Genomic DNA, 17,649 nt, shown 5'->3' on the forward strand with positions numbered 1-17,649 from the left:
CCGGCGCATCCCTCCCCCGGGATGGCAGCGTTGACATTTCTCTCTGGAAAAGTCGTGACAAACTCTCGATCCTCGCCTACAATCTCCGATGTTAACGCTAACTTCGGGCACTCGGACGAGACGCAGCAGCCCCACCGTTCCGGAGACCGACCGATTACGACAAGGGAGTTCGTATGAAGTACCGCCGTGCAGCAGCCGCGCTGCTGTGTGCCACCCTGGCCCTCGGGCTCGGGGCCTGCTCAGGAGGCTCCAAGGACAAGAGCGCCCAGGCGAGCAAGATGTACACCTGGGTGTCCAACGAATCCGACCGCGCCCAGTGGGACACCTTCGTCAAGGGCGTCCAGGAAACCGACCCCAACTTCAAGCTCGACATCGAGGGGCCCAGCTTCCAGGACTACTGGACCAAGATCAAGACCCGCATGTCGTCGGCCGACGCGCCCTGCATCGTCACGACGCAAGCTGCCCGCGCCCAGGAACTCGGTGAACTCCTCACCCCACTCGACGACCTCGCCAAGGAGGCCGGCCTCGACCTGACCAAGTACAACCAGGCCATGATGCAGGGCATGACGGTCGACGGGAAGGTCCGCGCCATCCCCTACGACGCCGAACCGATGGTGCTGTTCTACAACAAGACCATGTTCGCCCAGGCCGGGCTGAAGGAACCGGGCACCGACTACACCTACGAGCAGTTCCTCTCCGACGCCAAGGCGCTGACCAAGGACGGCGTGCAGGGCTTCGCCGTCGCCCCCGACATCAGCTACCCCTACCTGCCGTTCGCCTTCGCCAACGGCAACGTGCCCGTCAAGGACGGCAAGCTGAACATCACCGACCCGGGTTTCGTCGCTGACATCCAGCAGACCTTCGACCTGGTCGGCAAGGAGAACGTCGCCGCCGCCCCCAACCCCGCCGACACCACCGACGTGCCCATGCAGGGCTTCCAGGCCAAGAAGGTGGCCATGGTGATCGAGGGCCCGTGGTTCTACTCGACGATCCGCGAGGGAATGGAGAACGAGGTCGGGGTGGCCGTCATCCCCTCGAAGAGCGGCAAACCCGTCGGCATGATCCAGGGCTCCGGTTTCGGCATCTCCGCGAAATGCGCTGACAAGAAGGCCGCCTTCCAGAACATCATGAAGATGACCACCCCCGAGGTCGTGGCCTACGTCGGCAAGAACCGCGGCACCGTCCCCTCCATCGACTCCGCGCTGTCGGGTTGGGCCGAGGGCAAACCCGCCCAGGACGCCGAGGTCATGAAGACGCTCCTCGCGGACGGGCAGCCGCTGGTGACCACTTCCACCTGGAACCAGGTGGTGACCCAGTTCACCCAGTACTCCCCGGAGGGTGCCCGCGGCACCCGCACCGCCGAGGACATCCTGGGAACCATCGAGAAGTCGGTGAACTGATCCCATGACGACGACGGCCAAGCCGTCGCCCCGAAGCAAGGTGAGGAAGGCCCGCAAACCCGGCGTCAACCAGCGGTTGCTGGCCTTCTTCCACCTCGCTCCGGGCATGAGCGGCTTCCTGATCTTCATCGTGATCCCGCTGATCGCCTCCATCGCGATCAGCCTCCACAACTGGCCCCTCTACGGGGACCCCAAGTTCGTCGGCGCGGAGAACTACGCGCGACTGCTCTCCGGGGAGGACCCGGCGTTCTACACGGTGCTGGGCAACACCCTGGTGTTCGCGATCGGCTACACCGCCGTGAACCTCGTGGTCTCGACGGGCATCGCGGTCTGGCTGCACTCACTGCCCGACTGGGCCCCGTTCTTCCGGGTGCTGTTCTTCATCCCCGTCGTCACCCCCATGGTGGCCAACGCCCTCATCTGGCGGGTCATGCTCGACGACCAGGGCGTGATCAACGGGATTCTGGCGGCCATCGGCATCACGGGCCCCTCCTGGCTGGGCCACCCGACCTGGGCGATGGTCTCGCTGATCATGATGTCGCTGTGGCAGGCGGTCGGCTACAACATCGTCGTGCTGGCCGCGGGCCTGAACAACATCAACCCCGCGATCATGGAGGCCTCCAAGATCGACGGCACCACCGCGTGGAGCCGGTTCTGGCGGGTCACCTTCCCGATGCTCTCGCCGTCGCTGTTCTTCGCCTCCGTGATGACGGTGATCGGGGCCTTCAAGGTGTTCACCCAGCCGTTCATGCTCACCAAGGGCGGGCCGGGTGAATCCACCAACACCCTGGTGCTGTACCTGTACCGCAGCGCCTTCTCCTACGACAAACTCGGCCTGGCGTCCTCGCTGGCGTGGGTGCTGTTCGTGCTGGTGATGCTGGTCACGGCGCTGCAGTTCGTCGGCCAGAAGAAGTGGGTGAACTATGACTCCTGAGAAGAACCGCCCCCGCCGCTGGGGGAAGATCGTCTCGAAGATGCTGCTGGTGGTCGTGGCCGTGGCGTTCGTCTCACCCTTCGTGTGGATGCTCTTCTCCGCGCTGAAACCGAGCAACCAGGTGCTGTCCACCGGGGCCGCCCTGCTCGGCGACGCGGTGCGCTGGGACAACTTCGCGGAGGCCTTCAGCTCCATCCCGTTCGGGCAGATCCTGGTCAACACCTTCGCCTACGCGCTCGTCGGGACCCTCATAACCGTGGTGGTCTCCGTGCTGAACGCCTACGCCTTCGCGCGCCTGGAGTTCCCCGGGCGCTCCGCCCTGTTCTCGGTGTTCATCGCCACCCTGGTGCTGCCCATCGAGGTGCTCGTCATTCCCCTGTTCCTGGGGGCCGACGCCTTCGGGCTCGTCGACTCCTACCCGGCGATCGTCCTGCCCTTCGCCTTCGGGGCCTTCGGCACCTTCATGCTGCGGCAGTTCCTGCTGTCGCTTCCCGGCGACTACGAGGAGGCAGCCCGGATCGACGGCGCGGGCCAGGTGAAAATCTTGTTCCACGTGATCATCCCGCTGCTGCGCGGCCCCATCGCGGTGGTGGCGGCGTTCGCCTTCATCGACTACTGGAACGCCTTCCTGTGGCCGCTGATCATCATCAACAGCACGGACAAGGCCCCGCTGCAGCTCGGCCTGTCCATGTTCACGGGTGAACGCGGCACGGACTGGGGGCCGCTGATGGCGGCGTCCACGATAGCGGTGCTCGCCAGCCTCGTGATCGTGGTGGCGATGCAGAAACAACTGGCGAAGGGACTTAACATAGGAGGATTCGGTGGCCGCTGACCTGGAGGCACGATTCGAACGCGACGCCGAACGCTGGAAGGCGCTCGCGCGCCCCACCCCGGAGTGGTTCCGGCGCGCCAAGCTCGGATTCTTCATCCACTGGGGGCCGTACTCGGTGCCCGCGTGGGGGGAGCCCGTCGCGGAACTCGGCGAGATCCCGCCGACCGAATGGTTCCGGCACAACCCCTACGCCGAGTGGTATCACAACACCATCCGGTTGGAGGGCAGCCCCGCGCAGCGGCACCACGCCGAGGTGCACGGCGGCTGCGACTACGACGACTTCCTCGACGCCTGGCGGGCCGAGAGGTTCGACGCCGACGCGGCCGTCGCCGAACTGGTGGCGGCCGGGGGAGCTTACGTGATGGTCACCACGAAACACCACGACGGCGTGTGCCTGTGGGACGCGCCCGGAACTGGGGACCGCAACACCGTGCGCCGCGGACCCGGGCGCGACCTGGTGGGGGAGTGGGCCGACGCCGCGCGGCGCGCCGGGATGCGTTTCGGCGCCTACTACTCGGGTGGCCTGGACTGGCACGCCGCACCGACGGAACCGATCGGGCTGCGCGACGACTGGGACCTGACCGAACGTCCCCTCGACCAGGGCTACGCCTCCTACGCCGCCGGGCACCTGCGGGACCTCATCGCCCGCTACAACCCCGACGTGCTGTGGAACGACATCAACTGGCCGGACGCCGGCAAGGACTTCGGACCCGACGGCGTCGGAACCGTCTTCGAGGAGTACTACGCCGCCAATCCGGAGGGCCTGGTCAACGACCGCTGGCAGGTGCCCCACCAGGACTACGCCACCAGCGAGTACAAACACCTCCAGCAGTGCGAGAACGCCGCGGTGTGGGAGCACTGCCGAGGGGTGGGGCTGTCCTTCGGGTACAACTCCGTCGAGGGTCCCGAACACGCCATGCCCCCGCTGGAGCTGATGAAACACCTCGTCGACATCGTGTGGCGGGGCGGCCGGATGCTGCTGGGCGTGGGTCCGAAGGCCGACGGGACGCTACCCGGATGGCAGTCGGAGATCCTCCGCGGCATCGGGCGCTGGATGCGGGTCGCGGGCAGGTGGCTGCCCGACCTCGTCGCCGATGGCGAACTGGAGGTCGAGGGCGCCTGGACGCGGCTGGGTCGCGCCGGGGACTCCCGCCTGCTGTTCATCGACGCCGATGTCCCCGTCGCCATCCCGGCAGGGAGGCTACTGACCCCGGAGTGGGCATCCCTCGAGGACGGGACCCTGACCTGTGCCGAGGACCGCCCAGGCCCGGCGGTCGTGGAACTGACCTGAACCGGGGCCGGGGCACACCCGGCTCTGTCTCGTCGGAAACGCCTGCCCTCCGGTCGTACGCCTGCCTTCCCGACGGAAACGCTTGTCTTCCGGTCGTCTGCTTGCGCTGCAGCGCAAGCAGACGACCGGAAGACAAGCGAACCGGGGGCGCGGGGTCGTCGGCCGGTGTGATGCAACGCTCCCGTGACCAACGTCCGAGCGCTGCTGGACCATCGGAGGACTCGTTACCTCAAACCCCACTCCGCCAACAGCGAGCGAGTCACCGCTGTAATTTTCTGCTTCGAGCATGCACCGGATGTCCCGGCCATTAATCCCACGCAGACCAGTACAGCTGCTCTATGGAGAGTGCGGCCGGAAGGTTTGTCGGCGCTGAAGCTGAGGCCGTTGAGTACATGAGCCGAGTCTGCGAAACCGATCACTGCCGACGGTGTACCACTCTGTATCGTAGGTCTTGTGTCGACACGTTTGGTAGCGAACTCATGGGCGTCAAGTCCCGCGCGACGGCGCAACATGCAGGCGAATCGCTCGCAGGACACCAAACCCGAACTCGACGTCCGCCGCGCGCTCCACAGGCTTGGCCTCCGGTACCGAGTAGCCATCGCACCTGAACCGGGTCTTCGCCGACGAGCAGACATTGTCTTCACCCGGGTGCGAGTAGCGGTGTTCATCGACGGCTGCTTCTGGCACGGGTGCCCGGAGCACGGCCGGTCGGCCTTCAACCACAACGCCGAGTATTGGTCCGCGAAAATCGCAGCCAATGTGGCACGCGATGCCGACACGAACGCGAGGCTCGAACAAGCCGGCTGGCACGTTTTGCGCTACTGGGAACACGAGGACGTCAAAGACATTGTTGCCGGGATCCGGCAGACGGTCTTGGCTCTCCGGTCTTAGTCCTAAGCAAACGTTGAAAAGTATCCCAGCGCCGGATCGGTGAATGTCCCGACTACCAGCCCGCGGTCGAGGAAACGATTGAATTCTTCGCAGCTGGTCTCCGGCAGCAGCGCGCAGCCATGACAGGCAGCCAGGTTGCAGGAGTCCGGCCCTTGCCCCTTCTCGCCCGCGTCCATGCAGACGGGGTCCGTAGAGCACCAACGAGCATCGGAAATGGCAGACGCGAATACTGAACGTAGGTTGTCAGGCCGGGCCATGCGTACAAGGCCTCCCATCGTGCCCTCGGAGTCGCCTGCGGCAGTGTAGATGAGGAGTCCTGCCATCTCACGTCCGGCAGCGGTCGAGACGTAAAGCCGCTCGCGGAGCGAAGCGGAACTGTATCCGCATGCGAATACCAGCTCATTGATAAGTAGGTGCCCCAGTGTGTGCAGCAGCACGAAGCGCGGGGTGAGCGTACGGTCTTGGATGCCACGCTGGGAGGCGACCCGTTCGTAGTGGCTGGTGATTCTCTGAGCTCGCGCTTGGACCTCTGCGCGGCCTTCCCAAGCTGCCAGCCGCGCCGGATTGAGCTCGAAATAGATACCCTCACCTTTCACGACGTATGCTGGTAGCCAATCTCGACCGGACGGCAGCGGTTCCCGGCGCAGCAAGGCCTTGCCTGCGCTGAGCTTCAGCACATCGTCCCGGACTCGGGTGAAGCCTCGCAGTGCTCTGGTCTCGCGGAGCACATCGACCGAGCGTACTCGCTCCAAGTGGGATTTGAGATCAAGGTGGATGCCGGGGTTGGTTGCAGTCAGATAGTCGTCTTCCGGGGTTTCACGGATGTGTTGGAACTCCGGATAGCGCCATTCGTCGTTTTCGGTGAGAAGTTCAGCATCAGGATCCTCACCCGAGCCCGGTTTTTCTTCCCTGCCGCCGAGGAGGTCATGGTAGCCCGCGATAAGCTCGTCGTCTGAAATTGGGCCGAAGAGCTCCGGGGGCGTGTTCTTGAGAAGCTGGTTACGCAGCATCCCAGCTTCGAGCTCCGCGCCGAGGATGCCGTGCAACGTGCGCATCGTGCTGCTGACCGCTGGGTTGCGCATTTCGGCACTGACCGCACCCTCTTTCCAGGGCAGGTAGATCGAGGACTCGACCTTTGGGAAGTAGACATTGCCTGCAGAGCGTAGGGCGCCGCGTATAGGTTGTCCGCAGGCTCCTTCGAGTTCGGCAAGCCAAGGGCGGGCGCCGGTGCAGAGGTAGGGGTCGTCGGGTGAGGAAAGCTGGTCGCTGAGGTTGGTGTGTTCCTCTCCGTTCACAAGGCGCGCCTCAGTAATGCCACGGAGGGTTCGTTCTTGCTGACAGCCGTCGCACACGACTCGCTGGCCTTCGAGGCCATCGCCACCAACGGATTTCAGGCGCAACGTTCCCCTGCAGGAAGGCTGGTGGGTGCGGTGGACCCACTTGTCGAAGGGGAAATCGTCGAGGTGCCCGGCAGAGCAGATGGCGATGAATGGCACCTGCGACATGCGGGGTTTGTATTTCCAGCTGGCGTGTTTCTTGTCCTCGCAGAACACGGACTGCCGCATGGTAAGCGTGGATAGTTCAAGGCGCTTACAAAACATGCAGAAACACCAACGTGGGAAACGCAGCACAGGCACGGTGAGTTTGACGTTGCGGTTGTCATTGCCCTGCCCTTGGTAACGGTAGTCCGGCGGCAGCCGGAATTCCGAGACCTGCAAGCGGGCTTCCAGCCGCCAGTCGTGTTCCTGGTACTCCTCCAAGGCGAGACTGCCGGTGTCATCAGGCTCGTACCAGTGATCCAGCCCCGCTGTGATCACTGATGTGCCATTGACGAGGACGCTCATCGCGCCTACGCCGAATGGGGCGACGAGCTGGGCCCGTCTCATTGCTCCGGTGCTCATAGTTAATCCTCCACATCAGCATCGGCTTGGGCGTAAGCAAGCGAGATCTCCAGTCGGCACTCGGCATCGACGTTCCGCATGCTCGTTGGTACGTCCCAGATCGTGGCTTTGCTATCGAGGTCGGGCAGCGTCCCCGCGAAGCGCATCAGACCCTGCTTGGGGTCACCCCACGGGGCGGGATTCGCTTCCCAGCTGGTGCGTTCCCAGCCTTCCCATTGCCGGGCGCGTTTGTAGGCCATCCGTTCCAGCGCCCTCACTTCGCCGGGGTCAGTGATGAGAGCACGTTCACGTAACAACTTGATCGCTTTGTCGTACTCGGCTGAGGGGAACGGGTACGGCGGGAGATCTTCCGGAGCGGTCTGCCGGACGTAAGCCACGATGGCGGCGTGCAGTGCTCGCCGGAGTACGGGGCTGGCGAATGGTGTCACCGAGGTGGGTTCGACTTGAGCGTAGAGCTGCTGGTGATAGGTCAGGAATCGCTCGTAGTGGCTCCGGTCACGGGGTTTCGCCGCACCGTAGATGGTGATCACCAGGCCGGGGCTGACGTCGGCGCGACGGCCAACACGGCCGGATACCTGGATGTACTGCGCAGTGGTTTTGGGCTGCCCGACGATGGTCATCAAGCCGAGGCGGTTGATGTCAACCCCGACTTCAATGATGTTTGAGGCAAGGCAGATATCGATGGCGTCTTGGCGCTTCTGCCCAGGGGTGTAGCGGATTTGAAGCTGCTCGATCGCCTTCGGGATCTCATCAGAGCGACGCCGGGAGGTGAGTTCCATCGTGTGGCTTGGCCACCGGGGATTGATGCCGTCGCGGCGCACTAGTCCGGTCAGGTAGTCAGGAACGTCGGACTGCAGCAGCGAGACCGTGTTGCCGAGCTCGCGCAGGGAATTGAGGAAGTTCAGGTTCGTCCAGTAACCGTCGCGGTCCACCTCAGGCACTTTGGTCACTGCCTGCAGGGTCGCTGCGGCCACCCGGGTCTGGATGGTCTGCATCGAGCCGAGCGAGGCACTCATGACCCCGATGTAGCGGCGCCCAGGCTCGAACGATCCATCAGCCAGCCGGGCAGGTTCAGCGAAGAATGAGTGACCCTCCTCCAAGCCGTGTGGTGGGAACAGTGCGACATCTTCCCGGCCGAATAGCCCCTTGATCTGGTCCTCGTACCGGCGGATAGTGGCCGTGGATGCGATGATCTTCGGCGGGATCGCTTCCTCGCCTCGCCGGTCGGTACACAACTCATCAATGACAGATTCGTACAAACCGGCCATCGAACCGAGCGGTCCGGAGATGAGGTGCAGCTCGTCTTGGATGATCAGGCCGGGTGGCGAAACAACGCGTTCACCCTGCTCGTCGAAGCCGAACAGTTTCCGGGCTTGAGGACGCCAAGTCATCATGGCGAACTTGTCAACGGTGCCGATCACGATCGAGGGACGCACCTCGTAGATGTCCTCGTCAACCACATGTACCGGCAAACCTGCGCGTCGCGAATAACGGCATTGTGAATCTATGCAGTACAGCAGGACCCGGCTGCCGACTCTCTCATAGCCGAGGGTATCCTGCTTGCTCTTATTACTCTTGCCCCTGGGTTTGGGTCCCATCTCGGCCCCACACCACGGACAACGCAGTAAAAGGAAAAGATTCTGTTGCTGAGGGTTGTTTTGGAGTCTTTTGAGTCCCTCGACAGCCTGTTTCCATGTGTTTGGAGTCGACGATCCTCCGAGCCAGATCCCGATGCTGAAAGGTGAGGTTCCCAGCGCATCGGGGTGATCGGCACGGATGGCTTCCAGTACACAGACGAGCGAGGCGGCACGTAGGAACTGCTGGGCAGTCAGGAGTCTCAGCGTGTAGCGCATCAGGGTGTCGGTACCGGCGTCATCGGGGTTGCGCAGGCGGCGAGCCAGTAGGCTGATCGCACAAGCCCCTAGGTATGCTTCGGTCTTACCGCCACCAGTTGGGAAGAAGATGAGGTCGACCAGCGAGCGGGTCTTCCGGGAAGGGTAAACCAATTCGGGCAGACTGGCGAGGATGAAGGCAATCTGGAACGGCCGCCACGTGCCCCTGCCCTGTGGGATGACCGGTACCGGATGGGGATCTTTGACGCGCAGTACGCCATCCTTGCGGCGTTCGACTTCACGCAGCGGGAAGTTGGAGCGCACCTGCTGGTAGACCATGGCCTCGTTGGCCCATCGGAACGCTTGTTGGGCTGTCTGATCCGAGCAGACCAGATGCCACCCCATTTTCATGCGGGCAAGGGCAGTCTCGGCCAATGCCATATGCCGCCGAGCAGCTTTACGGAAACGTTCAGGCAGGTCGTTGATCTCAGCCTTCCGTGCGTCGATCCACTTCCCGTAAAGGCGCAGCACAGTCTCAACTTGTGCCCGCCCTCCGGCCGTTCCGCCGGCCAGTTCCTTCATGCTGACCGTGACCGCCTGGCGCTGCCCTTCCTGATCAAGGAGGTAGTTACCGTCGTCGTCAGTCAGATAGATGTTCGGGGTCAGGCTGACGACTTCGTAGCCCGGCAAAGCCACGGCACGCACCTGCGATACCGTGGCGTCTGCGCCGCCTTCCCACTCGGCGGCACAGCCATGCCCGATGGCGTAGGTGCGTTTGTTGCGGTACAGCAGGTCGATTGATTGCTCTTCGTCGTCACGGTCGGGCCGCTCGACCTCTGGGTAGGGTTCGATGATCAGGCCGTCTGCGGCACTGACGGTGAAACCCATCTGGAACAAGGCGCTGCTTGGCCCGGTGCCCATCACTTGATTCACTACCGCTACCGTTACCAACCGCAGTTCTGGGTCCTCGACTCCCGGCACTGGACGGCTAAAAACCTGAGTCGTCGGCGCAATCCTTGGCGGGTCGCCTTCGGACGCAGTGCCGACGATCTTCAGCCGGTTGGTCTCCGAGAGAAGGACGCTGCCGGGAACCGATCCGGTGAGAGTGAAGGGGCGGCGACGCCACCAGTCGACGGGCTTCGAGAGCCCGGGGATGTGAACACTGATCTTCTCGTAGTAGGCGCCGGTCACCATTATGGTGAGTGAGCAGTTGGTTAGGATGCGGCTTTGGAAAGAGATCGCCATCGCTGAGGGTTTGAAACTGTTGGCATCAGTCAGGTCGAAGTCGTCTGGGTCAGCCTCGTCCTGTCGCAGCGAGCCTTGGATTTCGATGGGCGGACCGCCGGGATCCTCCTCGTTACGGGCGACACCGGGGACTCCGGTGAGGGCGACAGCCTCGTTGTCTGACTCCCCGATAGTCGTGCCACCGTTTGAGCCGCCACCGTGAAGAACACCGATGCCGTAGCGCGTGAGAGGTGATCCTATGGTCAGAATCTCCTGCATCGTGGTACTGTCATAAAACTGTCCCCGGCTTTCCTCAACCGTTGCAAAGACGATCGTGCCGCTCGAGCAGTCGGCCGGTTTTCCCGTGGGTTGCTCCGAGCCGAGAGGGCCGAACAGTTCACGCCGGAGTTCGGCTTCGACAATGGCTCGGGCTTCGGGTCCGCTCATGTGGTGCCTCCCGCGGTGTGACGGAATGTGCTGGTTTCAGTGAGTGCGACGAGACGATTGGTGGCGCGGGTGAGCCTGGCGTAGAACAACGAGTTGAAATTCCCGGACGTCATGGTTTCGTTGAGGCCGGTTACTACGACGGAGAGGTTTCGAGTCCCTAACATGGCGTGACCGGCTTTCTCTTCCGGTGGGGTGTCGTCAGGGCAGTAGGTAGGGAATATTCGAGCCATTGGCCATCCGGGTCCTCGTAGGGAACTCGCGCAACGTGCCGGGAGATGATCTGCATAAAGGGCGAAACGGCTAAGACCCGGGTCGCTAGAATGCCCCGGAGCCCTTCGGCGCGGACATCCAAGCTGATGTGCCCGGTGTTTTCCAACTCCGTAAGGTCGGCAGCAGAAACAGCTGCCTCGAGTTGCCTCCCAATCTCCGCGCTCGCTTGGTAGAGCATCTTGCGGAACAGGGACGCGTAGCCAAAGGTCGGCTGGATCGTGATGCCCAGCCACTTGAGAAGCAATTCGAAATCTCGATCGCTCTTGGGCCGGACCAGGTTCGGGTCGGTCCAAGCCTTTGCCCGGTCCGCGGTTTTGATGCCTGCACCGCGCAGGTCCTTTACGACCTGCCGGTAGCCATGCTGTTGGAGGCGCTGGGCCAGGAGCTGCTTCCACTTTTCCTGTGTGTTGGCGACTGCTTTGGCTCGCGGCCCCAGCCCGGCAAGTGCTGCTTGGTGCAGCGCACCCCGCTCAGTTGTGCCCTGCCGGAGGAGAAGATAGGTGCCTTCACGGACGGCGGCCACATCCGTGTACGTGACTCGTTCACCGGACGGCTGCCACGGATCGAGGGATCGGATGCGCTCACCGTCGTCGAGCCACATCGCCAGATTGCCGCTGAGCAGGATCTTGCGGGCCCCCACCTCTTCGCTTGTCGGCTCTCGGTCCTCGGAATTCTGCTTGCCCCAGACCGGCTGGGGAAGGTAGGCATCCTCCTCATCCTCAACCTCGGCAAACACGCCCGGCTCCGGCTCGGGCGCATCACCCATCGTGAATACCCGTGCATGGATGCGGATCGCGCCCTCAGCATGCGAAGCAATGGCAGAGCACGGGATGTTCTGGTCACCAAACCACGCAGGTAGCACGAAGCTGACCTCCTCGGTCACCGGGGCGGTAGTCAGGGAAGCCTGGTAGAAGCGGGGCGGTCCGACGACGTATGCCTGTTCGCGGCTTTGGTGATCCCTCTCAAGCTCTCCAGCGGTCATGACAGTAATGCCGTGTTTCCCAAGCCACGGCGCGAGACCGAGTTGGGCAGGTTTGCTGGCGGCGATGACAACGCAGGTGTCTGCCCCAGCTTCGAGGCACGTTTGCAGGAGCGCCATGCCTACGACCGATTCCCTGTCTCGGCTGGCAAGGGCTGTGGCTGATGCCGCAATCTCGGCCAACAGGTTTTGGTCAGCGAGTGCTCCTCGAAGGCGGTGAGTTTGCCGGGTTACTTCAGCGGTCAGCTTTTCGAGGCCTGGGTTGAGGACCACGGGCTGTGGTTGAGTAATGAGGTGCCAGCGTAGTGCCTTGGCCACCCCGGCCAAGTTGTCCCACGGTCCTGGTCCGTCTGCGCGGACTGCAGCGATCAGGTTACGCACGGCCAAGTTGAAACGAGCACCCGCACGATCCCCGACAGCGATGAGCTCGACGCCATTTTGGACGAGGCTGGCGGAAGTGGCATAGCGCTGGTTCAGCGCGTCAATGCGGTTCATAGCGCCACCGTGAACGCAAGGGCTTCGACGCCCTGCGGTGGACGCCAGTCGAGATCATCCGAGAGCGACAGTGGCTCGCCGTGCGTGTTTCTGAGTTGGGTCACAAGCTCGGCTGCTGTCTCGTCCGCCACTGAGCGATCGAGCACGCAAATCGCAACTGGTGTTTCGATCTCCCCGAGATAACTGATTGCGCCGTTGCCATCCAGGATCACGGCGTTCAGGTCCTTCGGCAGTGGCAGCTGATCGGCTAGCCGCGCTGAGGAGAACAGGCGCGTGAACCACGTCGCCACCTTGTCCGTCTTCGGTTTGAGCAGTGACCTGATGGAGCTCGGCCGATGTGTGTCGTTTTCCTTGGTCAGATAGGCGTTGAGGTCCTGCTCCAGCCACTTCAAGGTGCCGATGACCGCGAGATCTGCGGCAGGAAGCGCAAGCCGGGCATCCCAAGTGAGATCCAGGTGGGCCATGTGCTCGATGCTTCCCGGTTCTGGACGAAGTTCCTTCTCCGGGGTATCCAGCTCTGCCAGGGCAGCGAGTGCTCGTATGCCATCGACCTGCCATGTTGATCCCGCAAACTGCACCTGGGGCGGATCCGTGGCTTCGTTGAGGGACGAGAAGGTTTCCGTGATCACGTGGCGGCTGTTGACAGCACGGAGCGGCTGCCCCGGTTTTATACCCTTTAACGTGAACAGAGGGTCAGGCAGCATCGGCGCCTTACTCGCGAGCACCCATCCGCAACCAATCAGAGTTGCCGCGAAGTCGCGTTTCGGTACGGATAGGGCGATGACCAACTGCCGATCACCGGCTTTTCGATGATGATGCGCGGCTCGAGACCCCAAGGCCACCATCGGGCCGATCCAATCCTTGGCGCGACCGCGCTGGCCGGGGGACTCCGAGAGCGCAAGTCGAGCCCGCCTACAGGTAGGAGAAACCATGGCAGGCGCCTCCTTCCCTATATCTCGGCACAGCCTGTTATCTGCAGTGCTGAGAATAGCGAGTGCCTCCGACAAAAAAGAGGCGGCCTGTCGCGACTGATCGCCGGGCGGGGGCGTGCGGGGTGCCGAGGCACTCATCAGTTCTCACGCGCTTGGCGCCTCATGTGGTCCGGAGGCCGGCCCGGCGGCCGCATGGCGTTCTTGATTGCAGCAGCAAGCGACTGGGCCAACGGGGGTGGGACTGCGTTGGAGACCTGCTCGACCTGGGATGAGAAGGTTCCTTCTAGAACGAAATCTTTCGGGAATCCCTGAAGGAGCATCGCTTCGTAGACACTCAGACGGCGGTGTCCCTCGGGATGCACATGAATCTCTCGATGGCCGTAGGCGACGGTAGGACTCGGCTTGTCCCACTCCAGACGACGGAAACTGCGACCTGCGCGGTCCACGCCACCGGGCTGGGAGAAGCGCTTTGACACCGGGCGCATCGTCCAGTGGTTCTCGTGGTGAGGTATGGCTGACTTTTCAAGGTCACGAGCGAAGAACGCTGGATCGGGAAGGTCGCCGATCACCGAGCGAACCGTGAGGCTACTCGCCTCCACTTTCTTCGGGTTGAATTTCTGAGCTACTTCCTTGCTTCGGAAGCCGGAGATGATGACGCGATTCCGGGTCTGGGCGACTCCGTAGTCGAGAGCCGAATACTCGCTCACATCGGAGATGAGGCCGATCTCCCTGAACTTGGAGAGGATGCCGCGGAATGTCACCGAATGCTTGGTGTCACGAATGCCCAAGACGTTCTCAAAAAGAACGAATTCAACGCGGTATCTGTCCTTAATGGCCTCAACGATCTGAAGGTAGAGCATGGGTAGCCGGTTGCGCGGGTCATTTGCGGCCGACCCTGTGTTCGCGCGGGAGAACCCTTGACACGGAGGCCCGCCAATCACTCCGATAGACTCGCCGGGCTCCAGTAGGTTCTCTAGGTACGCAAGAACGCCATCAGGTCCCAGATCCTCCAAATCGGCGGCAACAGACGTGGTTTCTTTGAAATTCCGCTGGTGAGTCTGGATGGCGGCGGGCGACAAGTCAACCGCGAAAGCCAGCGGAAATCCGGCCCGCTTGAAGCCGAGGTCCAAGCCCCCGGCCCCTGAGAAAAGACTGACGATCTTGGGTAAGACATTTTCAGTCTCCGTGCCTGTACCAGCGATACGCGCATCCCGGACGAGGGAACTCAATGTCTCCTGCTCCTCAGGAGACACGACGCGGTTTCTCACGAGCCAACTCTAGCGTCCCGATACATGCCCGGGCCAAGGCGGGCAGAATGACGTCCAGATCGAGCTGGCCCTGTCTGGGGCGATCGCGGATATCGGCCTGGATGGTCTCGGAAGTGGTGGCCTCCGTGGAAGGCCGCAGCCCGGGTGAGGCGTTTGCCCGCGTTGTTCGTGCGGTCGTAGATCTCGTGCAGCACGCTGTCGATGAGCGCCACCGCATCCGGTGTGCGCCACCGCAGGCCACGCTGGAAGTGCGGTATCCGCACCACGCCTTCGCGTATCAGGGAGACGAGCTGTGCCAGCGGGAACGTCCGGGCGCTGGGTTCGGCGAGCAGATCGGGGTGTGGGTCCGTGGCCGAGGTCATGTCCTCCCCTTCGTGAGATGTTCTCCCAATTCTGTCACGCCCCACCTCCTCGGATTCGGTCTTCCGGATTGACAGCCGGGGCACAGCGTCGGCTGGGCCGCGACTCAGGGCCGGCGGGCTTCATGGAATCCCCAGACAGGAGCAGGAGGATTCATGAAACGGATTTCTCGTCGCGGCGTGTTCGCGGCGGTGGGACTGGGTGCGGTCGGGGTGGTGTTCCTGAGCGGATGCGGCTCGTTCGGGGAGACGTCGGCGGGTGTTTCCAGCGGAAAGGCGGGAAAGGTGACCGACGATTACCTCGACCCGGACTCGCTTCATTCGGTGGAGATCACCGTCGACCAGAGCTCCTATCAGGAAATGATCACCGCCTACACCTCGAACCAGACCAAGAACTGGATCGAGGCGACGGTCACCGTCGACGGGGTCGCGCACGAGAAGGCCGGCCTGAAACTGAAGGGAAACTCGTCCCTGCAGGGGATCTCCGCCGACAGCGAACCGCAGAAACTCCCGTGGCTGGTGCGATTCGACAAGTTCGTCGACGGGGCGAACCATGACGGCATGACCCGCATGGTGATCCGTGCCAGCTCGTCGACCTCCGCCCTGAACGAGGCGGTGGCCCTCGACCTGCTCGCCAAAACCGGGCTGGCCAGCGAGAAGGCCGCCCACATCAGCCTCAGCGTCAACGGCTCCGATCCGGTGCTGCGGCTGACCTGCCAGGATCTCGACGAATCCTGGGTGGCGCAGAACTTCGACGTCGCGGGGCTGCTGTACAAGGCGGAATCCACCGGCGACTACACCTACCGCGGCACCGACGAGTCGGCCTACAAGGACGTCTTCGACCAGGAAACCGGGAAGGCGAACCTCACCCCGCTGATCGAGTTCCTGCAGTTCATCAACGAATCCAGCGACGCCGATTTCCAGTCGGGGCTGGCGCAGCGGGTCGACGTCGACAAGATGGTCACCTACCTGGCCTTCGAGGACGTCATAGACAACTTCGACGACATCACCGGGCCCGGAAACAACTCCTTCCTGTGGTGGGCGGAGCAGGCCAACCAGATGACCGTGGTCGCTTGGGACCACAACTGCGCCTTCGGCCTCAAACCCGGGGCCGGGCAGCAGGGGCAGGGCGGCGGGCAACCCCCCGGCGGGGGCGGCCAGGGACAGCCTCCGGGCGGCGGTCAGCAGCCTGGGGGTGGCCAACCACCGGGTGACGGGGGTGCGCCGTCGAATGGTCAGGCGCCAACCAGCCAGCCACCGGGTGGTGCCGGGGGCCAGCAGCCCGGTGGTGGCGGGAGCCAGACGAAGGCGAACGCCCTGGTGGACCGGTTCAACTCGCTCATGGACGGCGAGACCAAGGTGTCGGCGGAACGCGACCGCCTCAAGCAGGAGCTCTACACCTCCGGTGTGGCCCAGACCATCCTCGACGCCCGCGCCAAGGTCCTCACCGACCAGGCCGGTTCCCTGATCGAGCAGTCCGCGGTGGAGGCCGACAAACAAACGATCGCGGCCTACTTCACCAAGTAGAAGCCACCGTCCTCCGGCGTCGCCCAGGGTTCGCTTGTCTTGTGGTCGCGTGCTTGCGCTGTAGCGCTGGCGTTCGACAGGAGGGCTGGCGTTCGACGGGAGGGCTGGCGTTGGTCCGTAGGGCTGGCGTTCGACGGTAGGGCCAGCGAACCGCGGGGCGACGGGATGTCTGCGCCGCAACTCAGGGGTGGCTCGGTGAACCGCTGGCGGGGGATGGGCTGGGTGGCATCTAGACTTTGAGCATGACGATCCAAGTCGTGGACCAAGAACGTTTGCGCGAATTGTGTGAACGCTACGGGATCGCGAGCCTTGAAGTTTTCGGCTCCGTGGCGCGTGGGGATGCTGGCCCTGATAGCGACATTGATCTCCTGTTTTCTCTGAAACCCGGTGTGCGTTTGGGGTGGGAGATCGAGGATCTTGCGGAAGGACTGTCCGAAATTCTTGGGCGGAGAGTAGACCTCGTCTCCCGTCGAGCCATTCATCGTCGGATACGTGACCATGTGCTGGCCGAAGCGGAGCCTTTCTATGTAGAAGGAGACAACCGTGCCCACGGGAACCGTGATCCGGGAGATGCGGGAGGCGGAGTACCCGCTGCTCGAGGATTTCCTGTACGGGGCGATCTTCGTCCCCGAGGACTTCGACGGCGAGATCCCGCGTTCGATCATTCGTGAACCCGAGCTCGCCGCGTTCATCGAGGGTTTCGGCACCCTCCCCGACGATCACTGCCTGGTGGCGGAGATCGAGACGACGGTGGTCGGGGCGGCGTGGGCTCGCATCGTCAGGACGTACGGCCACGTCGACGACGCCACCCCACTGCTGTCGATCTCGCTGCTGCCTGAACACCGGGGCCGGGGCATCGGCACGGCCCTGATGGACCGGCTGCTCGACCAGCTGCGAACCCTCGGCCACCGGCGGGCATCCCTGTCCGTGCAGAAGGCGAACCCCGCGCTGCGCCTGTACCGGCGCGCCGACTTTGTCGATCATCGCGAGGAGGGCGACGAGCTCATCATGATCAAGGACCTGGCCGAAGGGACTCGGAGTAGGTGAAGAAGGCCAGTGATCACAGG

General features: G+C 63.3%; 13 protein-coding genes. 8 read left to right on the forward strand and 5 right to left on the reverse strand.

Going from position 1 to position 17,649, the window contains the following annotated elements; translation table 11 throughout:
* Positions 1-173: 173 nt before the first annotated feature.
* The 5 genes from EL272_RS00750 (at position 174) to EL272_RS00770 (ending at position 5,348) form a co-directional block, all read left to right on the forward strand.
* Complete coding sequence (locus tag EL272_RS00750; protein WP_014845297.1) at positions 174-1,400, forward strand: ABC transporter substrate-binding protein; 1,227 nt, start codon at positions 174-176, stop codon at positions 1,398-1,400.
* A 4-nt stretch (positions 1,401-1,404) separates the two neighbouring features.
* On the forward strand, positions 1,405-2,334 hold the full coding sequence (locus EL272_RS00755) for a carbohydrate ABC transporter permease (RefSeq protein WP_014845298.1): 930 nt from the start codon (positions 1,405-1,407) through the stop codon (positions 2,332-2,334).
* Positions 2,324-3,166 (forward strand): carbohydrate ABC transporter permease, encoded by an 843-nt coding sequence (locus EL272_RS00760; protein WP_061787387.1) that lies wholly within the window; start codon positions 2,324-2,326, stop codon positions 3,164-3,166. Before EL272_RS00755 ends, EL272_RS00760 begins: the two co-directional genes overlap by 11 nt.
* A complete protein-coding gene (locus EL272_RS00765) occupies positions 3,156-4,457 on the forward strand; it encodes an alpha-L-fucosidase (RefSeq protein ID WP_061787386.1) in 1,302 nt (433 codons plus the stop codon). Before EL272_RS00760 ends, EL272_RS00765 begins: the two co-directional genes overlap by 11 nt.
* Positions 4,458-4,910: 453 nt before the next feature.
* The gene (locus EL272_RS00770; RefSeq protein WP_255265822.1) at positions 4,911-5,348 is read left to right on the forward strand and encodes a very short patch repair endonuclease; all 438 of its coding nucleotides are present in this window, start codon (positions 4,911-4,913) and stop codon (positions 5,346-5,348) included.
* Between the two features lie 2 nt (positions 5,349-5,350).
* Here the strand turns inward: EL272_RS00770 and drmB are convergent, their stop codons facing one another.
* The 5 genes from drmB to EL272_RS00795 all read right to left on the reverse strand — a co-directional run bounded on the left by drmB (position 5,351) and on the right by EL272_RS00795 (position 14,696).
* Positions 5,351-7,249, reverse strand: coding sequence for a DUF1998 domain-containing protein (gene drmB, locus EL272_RS00775; RefSeq protein WP_061787384.1), 1,899 nt, complete (start codon positions 7,247-7,249; stop codon positions 5,351-5,353).
* Positions 7,250-7,251: 2 nt separating this feature from the next.
* Complete coding sequence (locus EL272_RS00780) at positions 7,252-10,752, reverse strand: helicase-related protein (RefSeq protein WP_061787383.1); 3,501 nt, start codon at positions 10,750-10,752, stop codon at positions 7,252-7,254.
* A gap of 157 nt (positions 10,753-10,909) precedes the next feature.
* The gene (locus EL272_RS00785; protein WP_073969994.1) at positions 10,910-12,496 is read right to left on the reverse strand and encodes a hypothetical protein; all 1,587 of its coding nucleotides are present in this window, start codon (positions 12,494-12,496) and stop codon (positions 10,910-10,912) included.
* Positions 12,493-13,341 (reverse strand): hypothetical protein, encoded by an 849-nt coding sequence (locus EL272_RS15390; protein ID WP_197720281.1) that lies wholly within the window; start codon positions 13,339-13,341, stop codon positions 12,493-12,495. The genes EL272_RS00785 and EL272_RS15390 overlap by 4 nt, the downstream gene beginning before the upstream one ends.
* 224 nt (positions 13,342-13,565) lie before the next feature.
* Complete coding sequence (locus EL272_RS00795) at positions 13,566-14,696, reverse strand: DNA cytosine methyltransferase (protein ID WP_082793805.1); 1,131 nt, start codon at positions 14,694-14,696, stop codon at positions 13,566-13,568.
* A gap of 515 nt (positions 14,697-15,211) precedes the next feature.
* Here EL272_RS00795 and EL272_RS00800 point away from each other — a divergent pair.
* The 3 genes from EL272_RS00800 to EL272_RS00810 all read left to right on the forward strand — a co-directional run bounded on the left by EL272_RS00800 (position 15,212) and on the right by EL272_RS00810 (position 17,629).
* Positions 15,212-16,582 (forward strand): CotH kinase family protein, encoded by a 1,371-nt coding sequence (locus EL272_RS00800; protein WP_061787381.1) that lies wholly within the window; start codon positions 15,212-15,214, stop codon positions 16,580-16,582.
* Between the two features lie 242 nt (positions 16,583-16,824).
* Positions 16,825-17,253, forward strand: coding sequence for a nucleotidyltransferase family protein (locus tag EL272_RS15595; protein ID WP_244926099.1), 429 nt, complete (start codon positions 16,825-16,827; stop codon positions 17,251-17,253).
* Positions 17,153-17,629: a GNAT family N-acetyltransferase gene (locus EL272_RS00810; RefSeq protein ID WP_061787474.1), complete on the forward strand. Its 477-nt coding sequence runs from the start codon at positions 17,153-17,155 to the stop codon at positions 17,627-17,629. The genes EL272_RS15595 and EL272_RS00810 overlap by 101 nt, the downstream gene beginning before the upstream one ends.
* Positions 17,630-17,649 lie beyond the last annotated feature (20 nt).

The organism is Arachnia propionica (assembly GCF_900637725.1).
Classification (GTDB): domain Bacteria; phylum Actinomycetota; class Actinomycetes; order Propionibacteriales; family Propionibacteriaceae; genus Arachnia; species Arachnia propionica.

What these genes read in the sequence shown, in the direction of transcription:
- EL272_RS15595 (WP_244926099.1), top strand. Translation starts at nt 16,825, where the DNA reads ATGACGATCCAAGTCGTGGACCAAGAACGTTTGCGCGAATTGTGTGAA.
- EL272_RS00785 (WP_073969994.1), bottom strand. Translation starts at nt 12,496, where the DNA reads ATGAACCGCATTGACGCGCTGAACCAGCGCTATGCCACTTCCGCCAGC.
- EL272_RS00760 (WP_061787387.1), top strand. Translation starts at nt 2,324, where the DNA reads ATGACTCCTGAGAAGAACCGCCCCCGCCGCTGGGGGAAGATCGTCTCG.
- EL272_RS15390 (WP_197720281.1), bottom strand. Translation starts at nt 13,341, where the DNA reads ATGGTGGCCTTGGGGTCTCGAGCCGCGCATCATCATCGAAAAGCCGGT.
- EL272_RS00780 (WP_061787383.1), bottom strand. Translation starts at nt 10,752, where the DNA reads ATGAGCGGACCCGAAGCCCGAGCCATTGTCGAAGCCGAACTCCGGCGT.
- drmB (WP_061787384.1), bottom strand. Translation starts at nt 7,249, where the DNA reads ATGAGCACCGGAGCAATGAGACGGGCCCAGCTCGTCGCCCCATTCGGC.
- EL272_RS00755 (WP_014845298.1), top strand. Translation starts at nt 1,405, where the DNA reads ATGACGACGACGGCCAAGCCGTCGCCCCGAAGCAAGGTGAGGAAGGCC.
- EL272_RS00750 (WP_014845297.1), top strand. Translation starts at nt 174, where the DNA reads ATGAAGTACCGCCGTGCAGCAGCCGCGCTGCTGTGTGCCACCCTGGCC.
- EL272_RS00800 (WP_061787381.1), top strand. Translation starts at nt 15,212, where the DNA reads ATGAAACGGATTTCTCGTCGCGGCGTGTTCGCGGCGGTGGGACTGGGT.
- EL272_RS00810 (WP_061787474.1), top strand. Translation starts at nt 17,153, where the DNA reads ATGCGGGAGGCGGAGTACCCGCTGCTCGAGGATTTCCTGTACGGGGCG.